This is a genomic window from Acidovorax sp. FG60, assembly GCF_057808995.1.
In genome coordinates this window covers 78,235-100,015 of sequence record NZ_JBMDJC010000019.1, presented here as the reverse complement: position 1 = coordinate 100,015, position 21,781 = coordinate 78,235, and the positions used below count along the sequence as shown (strand labels likewise).

At 58.5% G+C, this 21,781-nt stretch carries 21 protein-coding genes; 17 read left to right on the top strand and 4 right to left on the bottom strand.

Features of this window, described 5'->3' with window-relative positions:
• The 15 genes from ACODS0_RS22390 to ACODS0_RS22320 all read left to right on the top strand — a co-directional run bounded on the left by ACODS0_RS22390 (position 1) and on the right by ACODS0_RS22320 (position 12,356).
• Complete coding sequence (locus ACODS0_RS22390) at positions 1-3,126, top strand: error-prone DNA polymerase (protein ID WP_488837246.1); 3,126 nt, start codon at positions 1-3, stop codon at positions 3,124-3,126.
• 213 nt (positions 3,127-3,339) lie between these two features.
• The gene (locus ACODS0_RS22385) at positions 3,340-3,882 is read left to right on the top strand and encodes a hypothetical protein (protein WP_488837244.1); all 543 of its coding nucleotides are present in this window, start codon (positions 3,340-3,342) and stop codon (positions 3,880-3,882) included.
• A gap of 365 nt (positions 3,883-4,247) precedes the next feature.
• Entirely contained in the window at positions 4,248-4,691 is a 444-nt protein-coding gene (locus ACODS0_RS22380; RefSeq protein ID WP_488837242.1) for an LPD11 domain-containing protein, read from the top strand.
• A 568-nt stretch (positions 4,692-5,259) separates the two neighbouring features.
• A complete protein-coding gene (locus ACODS0_RS22375) occupies positions 5,260-5,799 on the top strand; it encodes a hypothetical protein (protein ID WP_488837240.1) in 540 nt (179 codons plus the stop codon).
• A gap of 139 nt (positions 5,800-5,938) precedes the next feature.
• Positions 5,939-6,598 (top strand): tyrosine-type recombinase/integrase, encoded by a 660-nt coding sequence (locus ACODS0_RS22370; RefSeq protein ID WP_488837238.1) that lies wholly within the window; start codon positions 5,939-5,941, stop codon positions 6,596-6,598.
• Entirely contained in the window at positions 6,595-7,083 is a 489-nt protein-coding gene (locus ACODS0_RS22365) for a hypothetical protein (protein ID WP_488837236.1), read from the top strand. Before ACODS0_RS22370 ends, ACODS0_RS22365 begins: the two co-directional genes overlap by 4 nt.
• Positions 7,084-7,119: 36 nt before the next feature.
• Positions 7,120-7,416, top strand: coding sequence for a hypothetical protein (locus tag ACODS0_RS22360; protein ID WP_488837234.1), 297 nt, complete (start codon positions 7,120-7,122; stop codon positions 7,414-7,416).
• A gap of 120 nt (positions 7,417-7,536) precedes the next feature.
• On the top strand, positions 7,537-8,097 hold the full coding sequence (locus ACODS0_RS22355) for a hypothetical protein (RefSeq protein ID WP_488837232.1): 561 nt from the start codon (positions 7,537-7,539) through the stop codon (positions 8,095-8,097).
• A 67-nt stretch (positions 8,098-8,164) separates the two neighbouring features.
• Entirely contained in the window at positions 8,165-8,440 is a 276-nt protein-coding gene (locus ACODS0_RS22350; protein ID WP_488837230.1) for a hypothetical protein, read from the top strand.
• Positions 8,441-8,456: 16 nt separating this feature from the next.
• On the top strand, positions 8,457-8,633 hold the full coding sequence (locus tag ACODS0_RS22345; protein WP_488837229.1) for a hypothetical protein: 177 nt from the start codon (positions 8,457-8,459) through the stop codon (positions 8,631-8,633).
• Positions 8,634-8,650: 17 nt separating this feature from the next.
• Positions 8,651-9,862, top strand: coding sequence for an AcrVA2 family anti-CRISPR protein (locus tag ACODS0_RS22340; protein ID WP_488837227.1), 1,212 nt, complete (start codon positions 8,651-8,653; stop codon positions 9,860-9,862).
• A gap of 78 nt (positions 9,863-9,940) precedes the next feature.
• Positions 9,941-10,126, top strand: coding sequence for a hypothetical protein (locus ACODS0_RS22335; protein WP_488837225.1), 186 nt, complete (start codon positions 9,941-9,943; stop codon positions 10,124-10,126).
• A gap of 71 nt (positions 10,127-10,197) precedes the next feature.
• Positions 10,198-10,869, top strand: a complete 672-nt coding sequence (locus ACODS0_RS22330; RefSeq protein WP_488837223.1) for a hypothetical protein — start codon at positions 10,198-10,200, stop codon at positions 10,867-10,869.
• 120 nt (positions 10,870-10,989) lie between these two features.
• Positions 10,990-12,042 carry an exonuclease/endonuclease/phosphatase family protein gene (locus ACODS0_RS22325; RefSeq protein ID WP_488837221.1) on the top strand — a complete coding sequence of 351 codons (1,053 nt, stop codon included), beginning with the start codon at positions 10,990-10,992 and terminating at the stop codon, positions 12,040-12,042.
• A gap of 59 nt (positions 12,043-12,101) precedes the next feature.
• Positions 12,102-12,356, top strand: coding sequence for a hypothetical protein (locus ACODS0_RS22320; protein ID WP_488837219.1), 255 nt, complete (start codon positions 12,102-12,104; stop codon positions 12,354-12,356).
• A gap of 205 nt (positions 12,357-12,561) precedes the next feature.
• Here the strand turns inward: ACODS0_RS22320 and ACODS0_RS22315 are convergent, their stop codons facing one another.
• Genes ACODS0_RS22315 through ACODS0_RS22305 form a run of 3 tightly spaced genes read right to left on the bottom strand, consistent with a single transcriptional unit; the run spans position 12,562 to position 18,285 of the window.
• Entirely contained in the window at positions 12,562-13,716 is a 1,155-nt protein-coding gene (locus ACODS0_RS22315) for a GIY-YIG nuclease family protein (protein ID WP_488837217.1), read from the bottom strand.
• On the bottom strand, positions 13,713-15,632 hold the full coding sequence (locus tag ACODS0_RS22310; RefSeq protein ID WP_488837215.1) for a DEAD/DEAH box helicase: 1,920 nt from the start codon (positions 15,630-15,632) through the stop codon (positions 13,713-13,715). The genes ACODS0_RS22315 and ACODS0_RS22310 overlap by 4 nt, the downstream gene beginning before the upstream one ends.
• A complete protein-coding gene (locus tag ACODS0_RS22305; RefSeq protein WP_488837213.1) occupies positions 15,625-18,285 on the bottom strand; it encodes a DNA methyltransferase in 2,661 nt (886 codons plus the stop codon). The genes ACODS0_RS22310 and ACODS0_RS22305 overlap by 8 nt, the downstream gene beginning before the upstream one ends.
• A 657-nt stretch (positions 18,286-18,942) precedes the next feature.
• Here ACODS0_RS22305 and ACODS0_RS22300 point away from each other — a divergent pair.
• Both ACODS0_RS22300 and ACODS0_RS22295 read left to right on the top strand, forming a co-directional pair.
• On the top strand, positions 18,943-19,212 hold the full coding sequence (locus ACODS0_RS22300; protein ID WP_488837211.1) for a hypothetical protein: 270 nt from the start codon (positions 18,943-18,945) through the stop codon (positions 19,210-19,212).
• Positions 19,213-19,310: 98 nt separating this feature from the next.
• Positions 19,311-19,622 (top strand): hypothetical protein, encoded by a 312-nt coding sequence (locus ACODS0_RS22295; protein ID WP_488837209.1) that lies wholly within the window; start codon positions 19,311-19,313, stop codon positions 19,620-19,622.
• 20 nt (positions 19,623-19,642) lie between these two features.
• Here the strand turns inward: ACODS0_RS22295 and ACODS0_RS22290 are convergent, their stop codons facing one another.
• Entirely contained in the window at positions 19,643-21,772 is a 2,130-nt protein-coding gene (locus tag ACODS0_RS22290; protein WP_488837207.1) for a site-specific integrase, read from the bottom strand.
• Between the last annotated feature and the right edge of the window lie 9 nt (positions 21,773-21,781).

Here is a 21,781-nt window from a genome sequence, read left to right as displayed (position 1 = left end):
ATGCTGATCCGTCCTTCCCGGTCGCTGCCGGACTATGTTGAACTGAGGTGCGTGTCGAACTTCACGTTCCTACGGGGAGCGAGCGCACCCGACGAGCTGGTGGAGCGTGCCCAGGAACTCGGCTATCAGGGCCTGGCAATCACAGACGAATGTTCCATGGCGGGTGTCGTGCGCGCGCACGTGGCTGCCAAAGCGGCGGGCCTGCCGCTGCTGCTGGGATCGCAACTCCAGATCCAGCCGCGTGACGAGACTGAGGCCCGGTTCACTGTGGTGGTTCTCGCCCAGAACCTGAACGGATACGGCAACCTATGCGCTTTCATCACCAAGCTTCGGCGCTCCTCAGAGAAAGGCACCTACCACCTCACTCTTGACCACATCAGCGGTACGGAGCTGGAAGACTGCGTGGTCCTGCTTTGCCCCGACCGCAAGGCCTCGGAGGCGCAGTTGGAAGCGGCCGGGCTCTGGACCCTAAATCAATTCACTGGGCGCTGCTGGATCGGCGTGGAGCAGCTGCGCCGCCTCGACGACGAACTGTGGCTCCACCGCATGCGGCAGCTGTCCGAACTCACCGCGCTCCCGCTGGTCGCGGTAGGTGATGTCCACATGCATGTTCGCTCCCGAAAGCCGCTGCAAGATGTGCTCACGGCCACACGCATTGGCAAGCCGCTCTCCGAGTGTGGGTTCGCACTGCAGCGCAGCGCGGAGCAGCATCTGCGCACCCGGCTACGCCTCGCGCAGACCTTCCCGGCCGAGCTGCTGGCCGAGACGCTGCAGGTGGCGGCGCGGTGCACCTTCAATCTGGACGAACTGAAGTACCAGTACCCCGACGAGGTGGTGCCAGCGGGGCACACTGCTGCGACGTACCTGCGACAGGCGACATACGAGGGTGCGGGCCGCCGCTGGCCGGCGGGCATTCCGGGAAGAGTCCAAGGACAAATCGAGCACGAGCTGTCTCTGATCTGTGAACTGCGCTACGAGCACTACTTCCTCACCGTTTACGACATCGTGGCCTTCGCCCGCTCGCGCAACATCTTGTGCCAAGGGCGCGGCTCGGCGGCGAACAGCGTGGTTTGCTACTGCCTTGGCGTCACCGAGGTGGATCCAGTGCGCATGTCCGTGCTCTTCGAGCGCTTCATCAGCAAGGAGCGCAATGAACCACCAGACATTGACATTGACTTTGAACATCAGCGCCGCGAAGAGGTGATCCAGTACCTGTACCAGCGGTACGGGCGGGACCGGGCAGCGCTCACCGCCGCAGTCATCAGCTACCGGCCGAAGTCAGCGATCCGGGATGTCGGCAAAGCGCTTGGGTTCGATCTGGCCACGGTGGACGCCATCGCCAAGGGCCAGAAGTGGTTCGACGGGGCGGACGTCAGGCTGGAACGCTTTGATGAACTCGGCATGTCCGTGGATGACCTCGCAGTGCGCCAACTGATCACGCTCACCAGCCAGCTCATCGGGTTCCCGCGGCACCTGTCGCAACACACAGGCGGTTTTGTGCTCACGCGGGATTTGCTGTGCCGCATGGTGCCGGTGGAGAACGCATCGATGGCGGACCGCACCGTGATCGAATGGGATAAAGACGACCTCGATGCGGCAGGCCTGCTCAAGGTGGACGTGCTGGCCCTGGGCATGTTGTCCGCGATTCGAAGGGCCCTGGACATGGTCGGCCTTCGCCGTGGCCATCAATTCAGCATGCAGGACATTCCTCCCGAGGATCGCCAGACGTACCAGATGATCTCGATGGCTGACACCGTGGGCGTCTTTCAGATCGAGTCGCGCGCGCAGATGTCGATGCTCCCGAGGTTGCGGCCCAAATGCTTCTATGACCTGGTGATCGAGGTGGCACTAGTCAGGCCCGGGCCCATCCAGGGCGGCATGGTGCACCCCTATCTGCGTAGACGGCAAGGCCATGAACGTGTGTCGTATCCCAGCAAGGAGCTTGAAGTCGCGCTCGGCCGCACCCTGGGTGTCCCTATCTTTCAGGAACAGGTCATGCAGATATCGATGGTTGCAGCAGGCTTCACCGCTGGCGAGGCGGACGGGCTTCGGCGCGCAATGGCAGCCTGGAAAAGGAAGGGCGGTCTTGAAAAATACTATGACAAGATCGTGCAGGGCATGTTGGCCCGAGGGTACGAGAAGAGCTTTGCGGAATCGACCTTCCAGCAGATCCGAGGGTTCTCGGAATACGGGTTTCCTGAGAGCCATGCGGCCAGCTTCGCGCTGCTGGTCTATGCCTCAAGCTGGATCAAGCGACACGAACCAGCCGCATTCCTCGCTTCGCTACTGAACAGCCAGCCCATGGGTTTCTACACCCCTAGCCAGCTGGTGCAGGACGCCAGGCGGCATGGGGTAGAGGTGAGGGCGGTGGACGTGATGTACAGCGACGTCGAGTCCACCTTGGAAGACCTGCCAAGTACACCAGCTGTACGGTTGGGACTGCACATGATCCGCGGCCTGCAGGCGGGCAGCGCGGCTCGCATCATGGCGGCACGGCGCAATGCCCCTTTCGACAATGCAGAAGAGCTGGCGCGTCGGGCACAGCTGGAGCACCATGAGATGGAGTTGCTAGCGGCCGCCGGCGCGCTGGCCACTCTGTCGGGTCACCGGCGTCAGCAAGTCTGGGATGCGGCCGCGCTGCATGCACCACCTGAGTTGCTCCAAGAGGCGCCCGTGGAAGAAGAGTTTTTAGAACTGCCTGCAGCGCCTGAGGGCGAGGATGTGGTGTGGGACTATGCCTCGCTTGGCCTGACCTTGCGCAGCCATCCCATGGCGCTTCTGCGCAAGAGGCTTGAAAAGTACAAGCTCAAGACGTCGGAGGACTTGCGCAGGATACCCAACGGCCGCAGCGTTCGCACTGCCGGTATCGTCACGCTTCGCCAGCAGCCAGAGACGGCCAATGGCACAGTGTTTCTCTCCCTGGAAGATGAGCATGGAACTACCCAGGTGATCGTGTGGCGGGATGTGAGAGACGCGCAGCGCCAGGTGCTATTGGGCTCACGCCTGCTCGCGGTAAAGGGACGATGGCAGCGCCAGGGCATGGTGTGCAACCTCATTGCCGATCGTCTGGCCGATCTATCGCCATTGCTCGGCCGGCTGGCCACCGAGAGCCGCGACTTCCGCTAGCTTGAAGGTCGATGGGCGTTATTTGTCGTGATGCGGCAATACGTCCAGTAGGCTCCGCAAGCCACGGATCAATTGAACTATGAAACATCAAAATTCTAGTTTCGACTGACCGAGTGCTGATCTCGCTCATCAACTGAGCTCACCGACTTTCTAACCCTTGCGGGCATTTGACACCGCAAGGTGTCGGCGCCCGTTTCCACACGGAGATCTTCAATGACAACAACTACCACTTCCATCTCTTCCCTCGTCTCGACCGAAGAGCTGCGAGAAGCCCATGCCACCCTTTCAGGGTTCATCGAGCATCTCGACGCCCGAGACCAAGACATTCTTGCCCGCTGCTTCGCAGCTCGCCAGAAACTCATAGAACCCTGTATGGGCGATTTCGTGCTCTTCCCAACCGGTGAGCTCGAACGGTTCAGCAACAACTGGGGCGACAGACTGCAGACCTCACCCAGTGGCGGCTTCTATCTCGACCGGTCAGGCCATGGCAGCTTGAGCTGCGGGGCACTCAATCCATCGACGCCGAAAGACCAGCTCAAGCGAATCGATGCGAGCCTGCCCGGGGACTTCTGGTTCTTCCACCACGACATTGCAGGCGCGGGCCGAGGCGTTTACTTCCAGATTCCTTGCCGAGTATTCATCACCACCGCGCAATACACAGGGTTCCTCGGACGAACCTTGGCTTGCCCCAGCCTCCTGGCCTTGACGGAGGAACTGAGAAGATCCGTGGCCACCACCTCCCCGCCCGAGGCTTGAGGGGGAAAACATGATCATGACACGCGCTGAATACCAACAAAGCACGCAGGCTGTGCCGTGAAAATGTCGAATTACATCGTCCATCGCTGCCACCGACATGGAGGCTGATAGACCTTCCGAGCAATTCGCTTGCGTTGGAATACGACTATCACAACTGCTCGGTGGGCTACTTCGGTCCATCCGGCACCGTGATAGCGGACTTCGGCGCCGGCAAGCAGTTCCTACAGCTTCCGAAAGCGTACAGCTCGATTTCCCCTCTCGTCGAGCACAAACTCTTCTGAGTCAAGCGGCCAGAGGAATCAAACCCCAAAACGGGCACAGGCGCCCGATGGGCCGGTGTCCGCCACCTTGATAAGGAAGCGAAAATGATGAACAAGTCTGAACTGTCAAACTTGAAGACCACAGCCAATTCATCCCTTGTGGATGGCGAGGTGCTTGGTCGCGATGCGGATGGCAAGCTGATTCAGTGGAACGTAAAAGCAGGTGAGCCATACAACTCTGGAGAGACGCTTGATGAATTTGGGAAATACAATTTGTCTGAGACTGAAATTCAGCGAGTAACTCAAGAAGCGGCGAAAATGCATGATGCGTTCAACTACCAATTGCTGGCGCGTCTCAAGCAAGATTGCGACTACTATTTGGGCCATGGCAATCGACACAAGAAACGCCTTTGGTCCGGCGATGAGGTCGAACAAATCGCCAAAATGAAAGAACTGTTTGCTAGCTTCCGTGAAAAGCCCCAGTGGATTTCACTCGAAGACATTGAACGGTATGAGGCGCTGATGGTTGTCGAGCAACCATTGGTTTGATCCTCAAAAAACTAAAGCCCACGCTTCACCCTTTCAGGATGAACGTGGGCTTTTGCATTGGCGCCGTCGATTCCAAGATTCCTCGATGTCGAGGCTCCATGCGGCCTGGGCACCGGAAATAGCCGCCCCTAACCAGCTCATTGCCAACTAGGAGGCAGCAGTATCCGAGGCGCCTTCGAGGTGTCCCACATCCAGTCTTCAACCGGCGTTCTGTGGCCTGCTCACCACAGGGTTTTCGCTGAGAGAAGCTGTGTTTCGTGGTGCGAAAGAACCCCTTGATATTGCCCAAGTCCCGCCCCAGACTGTTCAAGTTCTGACAGAAAGGCATGTGATGGGGAACATGGAAAAATCGCTGGTGGACAGGTGCCTAAAACGCGCGATCGATTGCAATGGCACGCCTTACACAGAGTACCGCCTGGTAGAGCGGTGCACACTGGACATTTCCTACGATGGTCCAGAAGCTCGCTCGTCAGTTCGAATGAAGGGCGTGCGAGGGTATGGGGTTAAAAGGACTCGGCGGCTCTTGCCCTCGGGGCCGCTGGGCGAAATCCAATATACCTCCCCAGGGATGCTCCACATCGACTTCCCCTCGGTTCCGTTATTGGCCGCATTGCGTGGCCACTCGGCCGTCCACAATGCGCTGGCAGGCTACTACACGGACTCATCGGGGGCTCGGTACCCCCAGCAGATGACGGTGGAGTTGGGTGTCCAGTTTTCGCATGAGCACATCGACGTGGAAATCGACTTGGATGTTGTTGAAGCGCTCATCCAGAACAATCCACAAGCCCCCTTTGGTAACTCGCGCTCGGTCATTTTTGAAATGCTGGATGTCGCGCATGAGGCCCGGAAACGGCGATGGAAAACCGTGGATGTGTCCAAGTGGCGTTCGGCTGGCTTGACATGGCCTTTGGTTCGCATGGAACGAGCGCGTCCTGCATCCCCACCACGTCCCATGGGGACTACCTACCGGTTGTCCGAGCGGCACGCAAAGCTGCTGCGCTTGTTCGACCTGGCCGACGAGACGGGTAGGGTGACCATCGAGCAAGCCGCACATGCCGCTGGGGCGGGACGCTCAATGTGTGCCCCAATGGACTCGACACCTTCGTAGACGGCCTTTCGAGCACAAACCTCATGGTATGGCCTTCCGACTTTCCTTGATGTGGCACCATCACTTGCGCTGCCGATATGCAGTCATGCGCCCAACCGATACACTCTATGTAATTCGTCAACTACGAACAATTGCAAGAGTGGCAAAACCTCCTGTCATCGAAGACAAGCAGATCGAGCACCTGCTCAAGGCGACGGCTGCATGCAGCCGTGTTCCGCTACGCGATACCGCATTGATCCTGACCCTCTACGGGACAGCCATGTCTGTCACGGAGCTGGCCACCATCACCGTTAGCGATTACCTAGGCGCCAAGGGCAACGTGCGCGTCACCAGCGCTGTGCGCGTCGATGTTGCGCACAACGGCGAAGAGCGCCCCCTTTTCTGGTCGAACAAGCGCGTCGTGGCTGCGTTGGATGCCTACGTCGCGTGGCGGCTGGAGCACAAGCACGGCACCACGGTCAAGAAGGGTGCCTACCGTGGTCTCGATCCCGAAAGTGCCCTGTTCCTGACGGAGGATGGTGGTGCCTATGCTCTGACCAAGCGGTTGCTTCCCTCGGGCGTGTGGAGCTATTCCTGCAACACGCTGGGGGCCTACATCTCACGCCTGCATGCTAACGCCGGAATTGAGGGTGGCAGCGCCCAGTCTGCTCGACGTACCTTCGCGGTAAAGCAGCATCGCCAAGGCCGTGACCTGGTGCACATCGCCGCGATCTTGGGGCACAAGAGCGTGAGCACCACAAAGCGGCTTGTGGAGGGAGATCCCGTGCGCTTGGCGGACATCGTTGCGAGGGCTGTGTGAGCACTCAGCAGCAACTTCTGCGAGATGCAGCAGCCTTACTCGGCAAGACGCAACGCGAACTGGCAAGTCAGATGGAAGTGCCGTGGTCTACCTTTGAGAAATGGCTTGCGCCTGAAGGATCAAAGAGCTTTCGAGAGATGCCAGCCATGGCGTGGCGCTTCGTAAACATCATCGTTGAGAACCATGTGCTCCGGCAACGCCTACAGGTCTTGCAATACCCCCCATTGGGGGGTAAACTTCGCATAATCGAAAAATCGAAACTGAGCACAATGAGTACAAGAAAACCAAATCTGACAGAACGCGATCACAAGAACATGGACGCCTTTTTGGGGCATGTGTTGGACGACTACAAGGCTGGCGAAATCACAAAGGATGAGGCCATTGGTGCACTCGCTCATGTGATGGCGGCACTGGATAAAGGCAACACGGGCGAGGCTGTGAATTGGTTCGAGCAAGGGCGCAAGTTCATCCGTTCGACCCGCTAACGCGAGGAAGTAATAACCATGCCAAGCGGACAAGTTTTGACCAAAAAAGAAGAGGCTTACTTGAACGAACTGGCGGCTGATATTGCTGCGAATGGCGGTTTGGCTGGCATGACCATCGAGGAGGCGCTGGAGGCTGCACATACCCGTAGGCAGGCATTCGCACTAGAGATGGCTGCTTGCGCTACCAAACGCGCTCAAATGGCCCGCAAAGCCCTACAGGCAACGGTTTGGCATGGTGCCCAAGTCGTGGCAGCAAAAGAGAGACTGTCTATGCAAGCAAGGGATTGCGTGCGCAGTACGCTTTTGGTCTGTGAATCAATCGACTCGGAATAGGTAGGAAAAAATGAGCAACCATGACAACTGGCGAAGTTTGCCAAGCTACTTGAATGTGGGGCCCCAGTTGATTTGGGTCAGCCTGCGGGGAGAGATACGCGTGCGTTGTGGACCTCGCTCATGAACAAGAGGTTCACGTTATCAATGCGGCGCATCATAATCAATGGCTGCATTGATAAGATTCAAAATGGCGACGGGATGTCCCGCCATAGCCACGCCACTTCACTCGAAGATAAAAAAAGAGAGGTAATGGGCTGTGAAGTTCCGGATACCGATATGTCTTTCTCTCAATCCCACGCGGACCAGCAGTTGGCCAATGTGTGGCGCTTTAGAAGAGAAGATTCAATCAACCTCGCCTTGCAACTCAGCCTCTTCAATTCAGTTCAGACCCCCACATCCATTGCAGGTAATAATATTTATACAAGTTCGTATGCCACCACTTGGCGCGGACGACTTTACATGCGTATGCCGAGCTACGTTCAGATTGGGTTTCTCGGGATCTGCGTTTTAGGTCAGCGAGTAGCCGCAACAGCGAACCGATTCAAATGGGTGACCGGGATAGCTAGTTTCGTTGCACTTGCCCTGAAAGTCTGGCATTCGGCTCTGATCAGCAATGTCTGGATCGCCATCAGTGTCGGCATTGGGCTTGCAGTAGGACTGCTGGCAAGCCTTTGGGGTTGAACTCGGCGACAGCCATCGTTCTTGAAACCAATGAACGGAAGGAAGAACACATGACCGAAAGCGGTGTATGAAAGCACTTTTAACCCTCCTTGTCGGCGTACTCGCACTTGTCTCAGCAATCTTGTGGGTGAAGTCTGCTCGGGCAAATGTATTGGCAGACAACCGCACCGTTGGGTTTGGTGCGTTGATGGGAGGCGATCTCATTGCGAAGGGGCCAAAGGGGGAGCGCATCGACCTTCATGCCACTCTCGTTGAACAGAGCCGCTGGAATCGGTACGCGGCCTACAGCGCTGCATTGTGTGCCCTGGTGCAGGCGGTGCTAGTTTCTTTGTACCAGAGCTGACGTCAAGGAAAACATCGTGAGTGCAGACAAGCGAAAGACCATCGAAGAGCAAACTAAAGGCTTGAAGGAGACAGTGCGCTATCAGGCCCTTGACGAAAAACTTTCCGAAAAGAAGCGTGTCAAATGTCTGCGACCGCATGCCGTGCTGATGGCCGGTGAGCCTTGTCCTACTTGCGGTTTCCAAAAAATCTAACCGAGGAAATCAGTGACATGAGCGAGACCGGGTACTTTCCATACCGAGCCCATAAAAATCGGCCATACATAGCCGAGTTTTTGAGCCTTCCTGATAAGGATCGAAACTGGAACTCGCTGGTTCAAATGACCCTAGCCAGAACGCGACAGTCATTTGGTGATCGCGAGACGATCAAGGCAGACCCAAAACTCGATCAACTTGTGCACTCCTGCTGCATGCATGAGTCCTGGTTTTCCACAGCACTTGCAGACTTCTTTAGCGGTGGCCAGGTGGTTTTCCATATAGCGCCAGCGCTGAAAGACGCATTCCGCTACTCCGACCTTGGCGACGCCACGGCCCGTGACCTGAAGTTTCCATTTCCGGACTCATACATCCATATTGGGACCGATGTGGGGTTGGTTTTTAACGGCGGGCGCACTCGTCTCGAAGGAGTATTCCTTTCCGAGAAGAGTCACAAGGATGGAAAAACGGTGAGTATGACCCTGGTTGGCAGTTTGTTGAAGGCGCCAGCACATTGGGGCGAGCGCGGGATGGAGACGTTCACTTTTCACTTTGGCTCCGACGAAATGGATATGCCGCTTTTAGACGGTGCAAAGAAGCATCTTGAGATTCAAGGAAGGGACCCCTCCAAGGACGGCAAATTCTCGGACCTGTCGGAATTCGACGAGGATGAAAAGGCAAGAATTCTGGAGTCGTGGGCAACCCAGGCCGAAGATCGTCGTCTCAACTTGGAAAACACTCCCGTTGTGCTTGAGTGCGTTCGCATGGTGGCCAACGCTCTCCTTTATGTCAGTCAGTACCCTGATGACATTGAAGACGATTTCCAGGAAGGGTTTCCGCCAGGGTTTCGCGAAAAGATTGAACGCTCGCAGGGTAAGACTCTTGCGCGCAACCTATCCAAGGCGCGAAACAGCGGATTCACTCTCATCAAACGAGTCGGCGGGGTGTTCGAACGCGCATTGCAAGTGGAGGCCAGCCTCGAAGGTAGTGGTGATAGTCCATCGCCACATATGCGGAGAGCGCACTGGCGGCGGCAAGCCTTTGGGGCGGGACTAAGCCAGCGCAAGTTGATCTGGATTCGTGCTGCAAGAGTGCTAGGCGGAGCGGTACGTGAGCGGCCTTACCTGATTGCGGATGGTGCCGTCAGCGGGAACACGGAAGAAACGGGACACCCAGTTCGGGCCGTACGGGAGACGCAAGCGGTCCCCATTGCGCGCATCCACAACTGATCGGAAACAGGTTTTTGATTTGCGCTTTCGTGGCGCCCGAAGCTGGCCGGAAGCCAGCAATTTTTGGGAAGTAGAAGAATGGCAACTGTAGATTTGACAAAAGCGAAAGCTGTGCGCGGTGCATCTGATGCCAGGCGTGCGAATGAGTTGATTGCTTTGGGGTGGACATTGATCGAAACCGCATCTGGCAAAGACGAATCGGGCTACCCCCTGACTACCTACTCGCTGGCATGGTTTGGCGATGGAGAGCCACGCGACAACTGAGGCAAGAGCTTGCTTACCCCTGCCGTTTTTGACGGCAGCAGTAAGTCAGCTTCAGCAAGGAAAGCTTAGGAATGAGCGTGAAGAAATTACTTGTCGTCGCTGCAGCGATTGCTTTGGCGGGCTGCAATGCCACTATGCCGACCGCACAATCAAATGTGCGCTTCACGACTGATGATGATCCGTCGCGTATATGTTTTGCCGCACTGGCAAACAAACCGGAATTGCAAGTTCTGCAACCCAAGCTGGGCAGCATCGCGGCGGCATCAGGCGTAACTTTGGAGCACATGGCCCGCCAGGACAAAGCCACCGACGACGACAAGGCTGCGATCAAAATGTGGGCGGATGAGCGAAATAAGTGCATTGATTCTGGCAAACAGTTCCGCCAGATGTATCAACCTACTATGTATAACGGCTTGCCCGAGTCCTCGAATGCAGAATTCATCATTGCTCTGTCTAAACTCTATTCTGGAGAGTGGACATACGGCCAGTTCAGTACGCACCGCAAGCAGCTCAGCGTGAAATACGATGGTCTGTGGCAAGCGGCACGACAGCAAGAAGGGCAAGCGAACCAGGCTGCGCAAAGCCGACGCGCTGCTGAACAAGCCCAAGCGTCTGCCGATTTCGCCAATGCGATGCTACTTATGCAGGCGGCGCAACCACGGCCACCAGCGCCAATTCTTACGCCTTCAATCTCATGCTCCTCGCGCACAGCTGGCGGGACGGTCTATACAGAATGTAGATAGTCGATTTTACGTAGCAACAAACCGCCCACCGCGACGGTTGTTGTCTGTGAGTCAGGTGCGAGCCGGCTTATGGTAGGTTTTGGCGCAGACGCAATCAAGACCTTGAGGAGGAACGACAGCATGAACAAGTCAAACCAATACGCGAAAATCATTTTCGCCGTTCTCGCCGCAGTGGTGTTTACAGGGCACATGCCCGCCTTCGCGCAGTCCGACGCAAAAAGCTGCAGTCGTGAAATCGGCATCGGAAGCTGGAACATTCAATGGCTGGGTAACCCTACGGCGGGAAAGCGGTTGGCACAGGATGCTGCCAATGTCGCCAGCTACATCAAAGCCGGCGCAGTGGACCTGCTAGCGCTAGCAGAAATATCGCGCACCAGCACCAACCAGGATGGGGCGGCGCGCAACGCGACGTTGGACGCCGCCCTCACACTTTTGAACCAGGAGAGCGGTGCCCAGTGGCACTATGCCTTGTTCCCAAAGCGGGAAGGGGCACGCGCGCCCGACGATCAATGGATCGGAGTGGCATGGAACGAAAAACAAATTCGTATGCAAGGCACACCCATAAAGTTGCCTGCTGAAATCGACCCAGCGCGTGAAAAAGCGATCAAGGACCAGTTTCCTCGACCAGGCTCAGAATCCATCGTCTTCTCCCGCTGGCCCCATGCAGTGAAGTTTTCTGCAGGGCAAGGGCAAACCGATTGGTTTATCGTTCCAGCGCACTGGAAGTCGAACACGGATGGTCCAGCAACGGCCCAAGCGCGAGCGTACGAGACGGAGCTGTTGCTCAAAGGCTTGGCGTTCCTGCGGCAGCAGCACAGCGAGAATGATCTGATAGTCCTTGGCGACACCAACATGCTCCTGGCCAATGAGCAGGCGGGCGAGAATATGAAGGCAGCTGGCTTCCTGGACTGCAACGGGCGCGATCTTGGCACGCACTTACCGTTCAAAAGCGCTGACAAGGCAGCACCCTTTGACCGCATTTTTGTTCTACCTGCGCGCTCGTCCACGGCTGAAACCTGTGGCGGTGCAAACAACGGTCAGCGAAGCAGTGACTTCAAGATCGTTAGGCCAAGCCAATGGCGACCGGGAACTACCAATGTTCAGTTTCGCAAACTGCTCAGTGACCACTTAATGGTCCGGACCAGTGTATGTGTTGGAGCGGATGACGACTGAGACTGGCCTGGACAGCGAAATACTTCTCGTGTGGCGAGCAATTCAGTGAAGGGAATAGGATGGAGAAGACCACTATTGATTTCGCCAACGCAACAGGATTGAGAGTGATCTCACCTGCATTCGAGTGCGACTTGGCTCCTGGCATCCATGCAGCGCAAGGTGGACCTGGCGAGCATATGTTCGAAATCTTGCACCGCTGGATCGCAACGACCTTCCCCCAGTTGACTGTGGTTCGTGTTCAGCAGGCGTCGATGAAGACCTGGGAAGCACTGCTTGCTGATGGCAGTGTTGTCGAATTTCGAATCGTCTTCTAGGAAAAAAGCCAATAACGATAATGGGTTAGGCTCGTTTCTGCGGTTTTTTGCATGAATCCCTGCCGACCCATCAGAAATGGGTGAATCTGATTGAACCGCTGGCAACACTACAGGTGACCAATTGAGTTTCTATCCGATATAAGAAATTCAACCAACATAACCTAAAGGCTTATGAATCAAAACTGCCTTTATCCTGGCTTGCCCTCTATCGCTCGATCACTTCTTGGGAGTCGCCGTCATAGCGGTAATGCACGATCTCGCCATTGATCAAGAGCTGGATCGCGAGCTCGATGCAAGGCAACGGCGCGATGAACCATTCTCGGGGCGTGTGGAAATTGCCGGCCGAGTCCGCGACCTGCACTTCAAGGCAATGCTTGCCGAAGAAGGCGTGGAGCAGCGCCTCGAATTTCTGCGGTTTGAGGTTGTAGCACTGGTAGACCGAGACGATCTTCACTGCGGCCATCAGGTAGGTGGGCTCCTGCTTGGCGTTCTTGATGCGCGCCTCGACGGGCACGCTTGAGAACCCGATCTTGTAGAGGTTCTGGATCGCCTTGATCTCTGGCTTCTCGCTGGACGAGCTGAGAACATAGACGTAGCCGGTGGACTTGTCGTCCTCCTTGATGAGCTCCAACTCCTCGAGCGCCTTGTCATGGGAGTCGAGGATGCGCCGCCCCGTCGGGTCTTTGTACAGCTCGGTCGCCAGGGACCGCAGCAGCATGTTCGACTCGGTGCCGTTCTCAAAGATGCACCGCAGGCGGGCATTCACCTTCTTGTTCTTGATCTCCTTCTCGCCCACCTCAGCCACATAGGCCGTGATGCCGTTGAGGACGAAGAAGTGCCCGACCTTGATCTGCTGCTCGCCCGTGAAGGCGCGCATCTCGCGCACGCCAGCGGCCAGTTCCTCAAAGCACTGCTTGAACAACGGCTCGAACTGCTCGAAGTCCTCGCAGGGCTTTCGCTGCGCGATCTTGTCGGGCATCGCAATGGTCGCGGGAACGTGGCGCAGGTTGAAGATGTCGTCGTCCGTGGCGCCGAGCAGCCCAATGTCGTCGTCTTCAAATATCTCGCCGACTGACTCGACCGGCTTGCCAAGCAAACCATGAGTGTCGATAGCCATGAGCGACTCCGCCTTAGCTTTGCTGGCCCGTATGCCAGCCAAGCGGCTATTGAGCTTGAACTCGTGCATGTCCGCGTGATTGGCCTGGGGCTCGCGGCCATGCCTTCTGACGAACTCCTCGACTTCCCTGAACGAGGCCACCAAGCGCGCGTCAGCGGCCATGGCGCCCGAGCCGGCTGGCTTGACCTTGAGCAAGTCAAGGTCGTCGTCGCCGACAATCTTCAGGAGGTCTTCGAGCTTCATACGCCCTGCTGGCGACGCTGGTTACGGATGTAGATGAGCGCCTCGCCCATGCGAGCCTCCAAGGCGTCTGTGGCCTGATGGCTAGGCGGGCGCCCGTGGACGCGCGTGAAGTCCTTGATCTTGGGCCAGAGCATGACGGCCTCTTCCGGGGTCATCACGATGCGCGTGGCCTCGATGGCCTCCTGAATCGTCTTCAAGACGCCGGCAGTCACCGACTTAGACAAGATTTCAAACGCCGCTTGGAACGGGTTAATCTGATCGATCAGGTCGATGTGCAAGTCGTCGATGTTGACGAACTTGCCTGCCATCTTGATGAACCGCCGGTCGCCGTCCTCCTTGAACTCGCCACTCTTCAAGACGGAGTCGGCCACGATGTGTTGGCGCACCGTTTCGACTTCGTCGTCAGACAGGTCGGGATACCTCAGCTTGATGATCTTGGGGATCAAAACCTTGTTGATGACCTCGGGGTCCACGTTGCCCGGCATGGCCTTGAGCATCGTGTCGTCTTGCAGGATGACGGCCTTCAAGTCATTGAGGTCGGTGTCGATGATGTCTTTGAGCCGCTTCGAGGACGGCTCCTTGAACCCGCCGATCTTGATTTCGCCCGGCCCGGCCTTGTCGTCCTCGGAGTGCTTGGTCTTGAACTTGAAGTTCGGGGCCAGAACTTGCTCCATCAGCAGCGAGCAAGTGATGGCCTTGAGCATGTTGTTGACGGCGAGCTTGACCAAGTCGTCGTGCGCGTCGGGCTGCGCGATCAGATTGGTGAACTGCGCGTGCGGCTTGTTCGGGCTGTCGCGCGTACAGCGGCCGATGATCTGGATGATTTCGGTAAGCGACCCCCGGTAGCCAACCGTCAGCGCGTGCTCGCAGAACGCCCAGTCGAAGCCCTCTTTGGCCATGCCCAAGGCAATGATGATGTCCAAGTCGTCCGGCGAGGAAATGGTTCGCAAGTAGCCCACGATCTTGTCGCGCGCCTTGGGTTCGTCGTGGACCAAGTCGGCGACCTTGAGCAGCTTTCCGTCGCCTTTGCGCTCGACCAAGATGACGCCCGTATCCGGGTCTTGCGCCTTCACCGTCCCAATGGCGTCGAGGATCGAGTCCACCTCGTTGTATTTGTCCTGGGTCGATTCGCCGGAGCGCACGCTTGGGATGTGCAGGATCGTCTTCTTGTCGGTGTCGAGCACGGCGGCGATGGCCGACAGGTATTGGCGCTGGTAGAAGTGATAACCAATGCCCAGCGACTTGAGGTAGGTGTAGCCGTTGAGCTGCTCATAGTAGTTGTATGTGACCTTGACGAACTTGGCCTCGTCCTCGGGCAGCAGCACAGGCACGCTGTCGCCCCGGAAATAAGAACCCGTCATCGCGATGACGTGGGCCGTGGACTTCTGCATCACGCTGCGCAGCATGAAGCCGAGCTTGCTATCCACGTCGGCCGAGACGTGGTGGAACTCGTCGATGGCCAGGACGCAATCGTTGAGCAGTTCCTCTTCGATGGCCTCGAAGGCAAAACGTAGAGTGGCGTGGGTGCAGACCAGAACGTCACCATCGCCCTCAAGGAAAGTCACGAATGCCTTGACTTTGCCCTGGTCGCCGCCGGGCGTACAGAGGTTGTGCTCAGGCCGGACCACCCAGTCGGCGAAGAAGCCGTGATCGGAAAGTGGCGTCGAAGCGAACGACGATCCGATGGAGCGCTCAGGAACGGCGATGATGGCTTTGCGGATGCCCTGGTTCTTGAGCTTGTCGAGCGCCAAGAACATCAGCGCGCGGCTCTTGCCCGACGCGGGCGGCGCCTTGAGCAGCAGGTATTGCTCGTTGCGCGCCTCGAAGGCCCGGGCCTGCATCTCACGCATGCCCATGTCGTTGGTCTTCGTGCTCGCGCCCGTCTGGGCATAGGAGACTTCAACAAGATTAGGCATGCGCTTCCCTCATGTCCTCGTAGAGCCGGAGCAAATGCTCCAAACGGTCTTCGTCGTTGGCAAAGCCACGCGGCTTGTAAATGCGGTCCACCGCTTCGTCCAAGGCGGCATGGGCCGCCTTGAGATCCTCCGGCATGGTGTCGGGGTCGTAGAGGACTTCGATGCTCAGGTCTGAGTATTGCTCACGCCGGTCGAGCACGCGAATCGCAGCGACCTCGACAGCCTTCTTCTGAGCTGAACTGACCTTCGGGACTGGGAACGTGTTGTAGCAAACCTCGGCCGAATACCGCAGCCGCGACTCAAGCTCGCCGCCAATGCCCCTGACCCAAACGATGTGGAGCTTGGAAGACACCAAACCGAAGACGAACGTGGAGGCGTCGTAGATCGCGTTGGCCGAGTTGGTGATGACCACGCCAGGCTGCAGGTAGCCGATGGGCACGTATTCGCGGCGCTCGGACGTCGTCGATGGCACCACGATGGAGGGAAGCTCGCGATAGCAGCGCTGCGCGAACTTGTGGGGAATCTTGGCGTATTCGTTGGTGGTCTTGGCCTTCGAGTCCGCCCGGAACTTCTTGACCGCCTGGACGCGAGCCCACACTGGCGGGATAGAGCGCGCCAAATCGAGCTGCTCATCCTCGATCCACAGACACCAGCGGAACTCGCCCTTGATGAACTCGTTGGTGCCGGTGAGCATCTTGAACAACGGCAGGCTGTTTGGATAGCGCGCGACGATCTCGTCCTTCTGCTCCGCCTTCATGATCAGATTTCCGCCGTCGCGAGCCATGCTGCCGATCATCATGACGGGCAGGTCGGAAATGATCTCGGAGGTGCGGGCGACGCAAGTGTCCGTGCCCTCGGTGAGGTATGGGCTGACGTTGGACACGGTGGCGCGCGTGCCGTCGTGGAAGATGTATTTGGGCTTCTTCGACACGCGCCGCACGCCGACTATCACGCAGGCGACGCCGGCATTTTTCTTCGCGCGGTTGCTCCACTTAAACTGCTGGTGGGCGAAGTCGATCTCCAAGCCCTGGGCCAGCACGCGCGGCCAGATGTATGAGACCTGCTCGCCTTGGCAGATGGAGTTGGTTGTGACGAACGCGAACTTGGAATCGGTGTCGCGGATGTATTTCGCGCCTTTGAGAATCCAGGCCGAGACGTAGTCCGAGTCCTTGTAGTCATCATGGCCCTCGAAGACGCCGCTGAGCTCGGCCTTCTGCTCCACGCTTTGGTTGCGAGCACCCAGGTACGGCGGGTTGCCCAGCAGGTAGACCGTCTTCTTGTCGCTACGCGGGCACACATCCTCCCAGTCGATCACCGTCGCGTTGGCGCAGACGATGTTGCCGCTGGGCTTGAGGGGCAGCGTCGGCAACGCGCGACCGAACTTAGAAAGAAACACCAAGTTCATCTGATGCTCAGCCAGCCACATCGACAGGATGGCGACCTCGTGTGCGAAGTCGTCGAGCTCGATGCCGTAAAACTGCGAGAGCTGGATGGCCGAGAGGCCAAAGTCGGCCTGGCGGTTGAGCTCACAGAGCTGGTTGATGATTTCCATCTCCAGCTTGCGAATCTCCTTGTAGGCAATGATCAGGAAATTGCCGGAGCCGCAGGCGGGGTCGAAGACGTTGATCTGCGTGAGCCGCTGTAGAAGCTCTTCGAGCTTTTTCTGGCTCTTCTTGTTCTTCTCGAACTCCTCGCGCAGCTCAGTCAGGAACAGCGGCTCGATCACCTTCATGATGTTCTGCACCGACGTGTAGTGCATGCCCATGCTGCTGCGCTGCTCGACATCCACCACGGCCTGGATCATGGAGCCGAAGATGTCCGGGTTGATCTCCGACCAATTCAAGTCAGCCCCGCACTGGATGAGCAGGTCGCGCGAACGCTTGGAGAACTGCGGGACCGGGTGCTTCTCCGCGAACAGGCCACCGTTTACATAGGGGAAGGTTTGCAGGTAGGCCGGAAAATTCTTGGTGTCCTTGGTGTTGAGGACGACGAAGAGCGTGTCGAGATACTCGGACAAGTCGCTGCCGTCTTTGGACGTGTGCGACTCGACGCTGTTGGTGAACAGCTTTTTCGGAAAAATCTCCGTGTCTTCGGCGAAGAAGCAAAACAGGATGCGCGAGAGGAACACATTGAGGCTGTGCTTCTCCTTGGCGCTCGTGGTCGGGTTGTCTGCCTCGATGATGTCGTAGAGCTTGGCCATCTTCTCGGCCGCCTTCACATCGGCCGGGTTGTCCGAGGCGTGGCGGGACTTCTCCATGCCAGCCCAGGGCAGGAAGAAGTCGAAGTGGGCCGACAGGCTCACGAATGGGATGCGCAGCGTCTCGTTGGCCTTGGCGTCGAAGGCCACCAGATCGACGAAGTCGGTGGCGAACAGGAACCGGGGCTTGTGCTTGGCGACGGCGTCGGAAGCCTTGCACCGCTCGACGACGGCCTCGCAATTTCCGGGCTCAGTGGCGACAAAGCAAACATTGCTCTTCCACAGGACAACCCCTGCCTCTTTGGAGAGGTTGTAGCTCGACGTTCCCGAAGCCTGCAGGCGGTTGATCGAGGCCTTGGGTTTTCCATAGGCCAGGAGCAAATCAAAAATGAACGTCTCTTGATTGGACGTGAGCAAGACCTGTTTAACGTTCTGCTCGATCAGCGCAATATTCATCCCGGCCCCATGTAATGGGGGCCACAGCCCTGCCAGCCACAGGCGTCGCCTGTGGCTGAAAGTGCGGATGCCCCCATCGCTATTTCTTATTGGCGTCGCCGGCAGGAGGCCTGCGGCTCGGCTTGTGCGTCGGCTGCGTCATTTTTCTCCCAACGCCCCGACAACATCCATCATAGAGCAGTCAAACCCGGCCTTTCGGCTCCAACAGCCCAGTTTGTGCGCGCGCCGCGCGGACGCAGCTGCCGATGGCGTCAGCCGTTAGGATTGATGCTCTCAAAATAGGCAAAACGCGCGCCCCGGCGCCGCCCTGGGATGGGGCAGGCCATTGTTGGACGGCTGGCGCGCCAAAACCAAGAGTGAGGCGGCTGGCCAACCTCGCCCTGGCCCGCTTCGACGCCTTGGCGCGCACCCTGCGCCAGCACAGCCAACGCTCCATCTATCTGTCAAGATTCAATCGGCGCCAACAATATGGGACTTTCTTTCTGAGCCTTTGCAAAACACCTGGATTCGGAACTTGAGCAGGCGTCAGAGACTGAGAAGCACCTGACCAAAGGCGGGCGCGACTAGGCCAATAGAGCTACAGGCCATCCCGTCGCCCACAAGCAATTCTGGAACCATGGACTAGTTGGTCGTCAGCTCTTTTCCTTCTTGCTGGCGATGGGCGTCACACTCGCATTCTTATGCGGCTTTCTGAAGTTCACCGATCGCTGGAACCACGAGATCCACCAGGCCATCGAGGAATGGATTCAGGAGAGCATTCGGCATGAGTCTCCAGCCAGAGGCGAGATGGACCTGGCAGGGCGTGAACATACGACCAGCGAGAGGTGGAGCTTGTACTTCGCGCGAGTTAGCGCCACCGCAGACCTGTTGGTCGCGGCTGCGGCGCTCGTGGTGGCCCTGGTTGCGCTTGTCGTGAGCAGCATCTAGTTGTTCAAGGCTTAGCGTTTGAAGCGGCCCTACGTGACTGGCGGCGGGCGCCTGCGTAGGCATATATTGAAGGCTTAAACACCATCAAAGGAGTCCTCATGAAACGCCTGAACAGGTCATTTTTAATCGTCTGCGTTGGCATGGCGGCTTGCTGCGTCGCACACGCTCAAACTAAGAAGATAGAAGGCACCGCCGCAATTGCAGCGGGCTCAATCAATCCTCCAAATCCCGTCGAAGGGTGCAATAGGGCAAAGCGAGATGCTGAGGACAAGGCAGTGAAGGCTGGTACTAAAGGCCTCGTGTCGTGGGATCGCCTTAGTGTTGATAGTGACTGCAGTTTGTCGACACCAGGCGGAACCGGCATCGGCTACTTTTACATCTTCACCGCCAAAGGAAACTTCAAGACCTGAGGAAATGCGAAGTGCATGACTCAAACAATGGACTGGATCTTGTCCACGGTCTCCTTGCGCGAGGACAGCTCTGCCTTCACATAGATCATCGTGGTGTTGATGTCGGCGTGGCCCAGCAGCGCCTGCGCCACCGCCAGTGCGCCATCTTGACCTTTGTTGGCTGCAATCGTGTCATGCGCAAATGTGTGGCGCATCCAATGCGTTGAGGCCGCCAAAAAATCCGAACTCTTCGGCCCCGCGATCTTCGCGCATTTCCTAAAGAACTCTTTGAGCAGCCCGTAGATGCGCGCCGCGCTCAATCCGCCGTCGGCATTCCCTTCTCGCCGTGCGTTATGGGGCATGTCGCCGTCGCTTCCTTCGCTCTTTCCGGCTAGCCGCTCATCGAGAATGCCCAGCAGCGGCATCGTTGAGGGCTCCAGGTTCTTGAACACATTCAACTCACCCGACTCAGCGAGCGCGATACGGTCGGCACGGTGTGCCTGCAGCGCTTCGATCGTTGCATCCTGCAGCGGAACGATCCGCTCCCGCTTGCCCTTCCCCTCGAAACGCAGCGCCCAGCTGTCGGAGGCCTCGCCATCGATGCGCATGCGCTCGAGATGCGACCAGGTCATTCTGGCAGCCTCGTCGCGGCGCAGGCCTGCTGTCTGCAGCAGCCGGATCATCGCAATGAGCCGGCGCTTGCGCGGTCCATCGTCCATGCTGGTCACCACGGTGCGGATGACTTCCTTGTCTTGGGCGCTGAAGGAGCGCATGACGTCCATCTTGACCTCGGTGCGCTTGGGCCCCCGCATGCCCACCGCCGGGTTGAGTGCCAGGTAGCCCGTGCCATACCAGTAGGTGAGCATCTGTCGCACCGCCGCGCTGGTCTGCAGCATGCTCGCTGCGCTGAGTGGGCCTTTAAGGGGACGCCAGTCGGAGGCTGCCCGCGTGCGGACGCGCACCTGGACCCAGTGGGCTGGCGGCGCTCGCAAGAAATCGAAGAACATCTTCAGATCAGGTGACTCCAGTGCCGAGATCGCTCGGCCGCGCTCGGTGATCGCCCACAGCGCCAGCCGCTCGATCGCGCGCCTGTAGGCCTCTTGTGTCGCCGGGCTGTTGTCGCGCAAGGTGTCGAACCACCGCTGTATCGCCTGCAGGTCGTCTTGAGCACCCAGCGTATTTATCGTTCCGCGAAAGCCGCCTACCGCGCCCCGCAACGCCGGCGGCCATATCATTTCTCCGAAGGGCACGAGCTGGCCGCGGTATTCCTGGATCTCACCGGCCCGGGCGCGCATCGGATACTCCAGGCCGTTGTCGGGCAGGATGCCGCTTTGGTCCAGCCATCCTTGCAGTCTGCGCCCGCGCACCCGCCCGTACCGGGGTATCGAATTCCACCAGCGCACGCCTTTGAGCGCCATCCAGTCGCGCAAGTTGCCCAGGTTGACCACCCCGGCGTCGCGTAGTGCCTGCGTCTGCGCCGGTGTTAGTTGGAGCCATTGCGCGACCGCATCCTCTCGCTGCGGCCGCACCGCGAGGCGTCGGTCCATCCAGTCCAGCGCGTGCAGCTTGCGGCGGAAGTCGCCTGCGCCAGCCTGGGCATTTTCCGGGCTTGCCGCCGGGGCAGGGCAGCTGACTTCGGTGTGCGACGCAGCCGCACCAAACTCCTCCTCATACAGCTCAATGAGCTCGGCTTCCGAGTACATGTCGGCGTCGAACCGCCCCGCGAATTCCTGCAAGCTAGGGCGGGTTTCCACCGCCGACTCGCCCGGGGCCGGGGGCGCGAGAGCTTGATCCGCCCCCTTCACCGCGGGGTCAGCGCCCTCCGGCCACACGATTGCCGCCTGCTCGGCAAGTTCTGGCCAGGTCGAGGCCATCGCAAGGACGCGCCCGCGCAGCTGATCGCCGTAGCTGTCGGCCGCTTTGCGCTCGATCGCCACGCCCAGGTAGGATAGATACTGCTCAGCGGCTACGCGCGCATCCACGCCCTGCACGGTGGCCCGAAGGAAGGCGACGTCATCCGCGGTGATGGGCCGCTCCGTGGTCTTCGCCCGCGCGCCAGTCGGACGCCCGCGCCGGCGCCGCGGCGCGGCGGCTTCGGGCGCCTCGAGCGCGTGGCCATGGTCGTCGACAACCGGGGTTCCGCTCAGAGCGCGTGCTGAAGTGTCAGGCATGGCACCCCC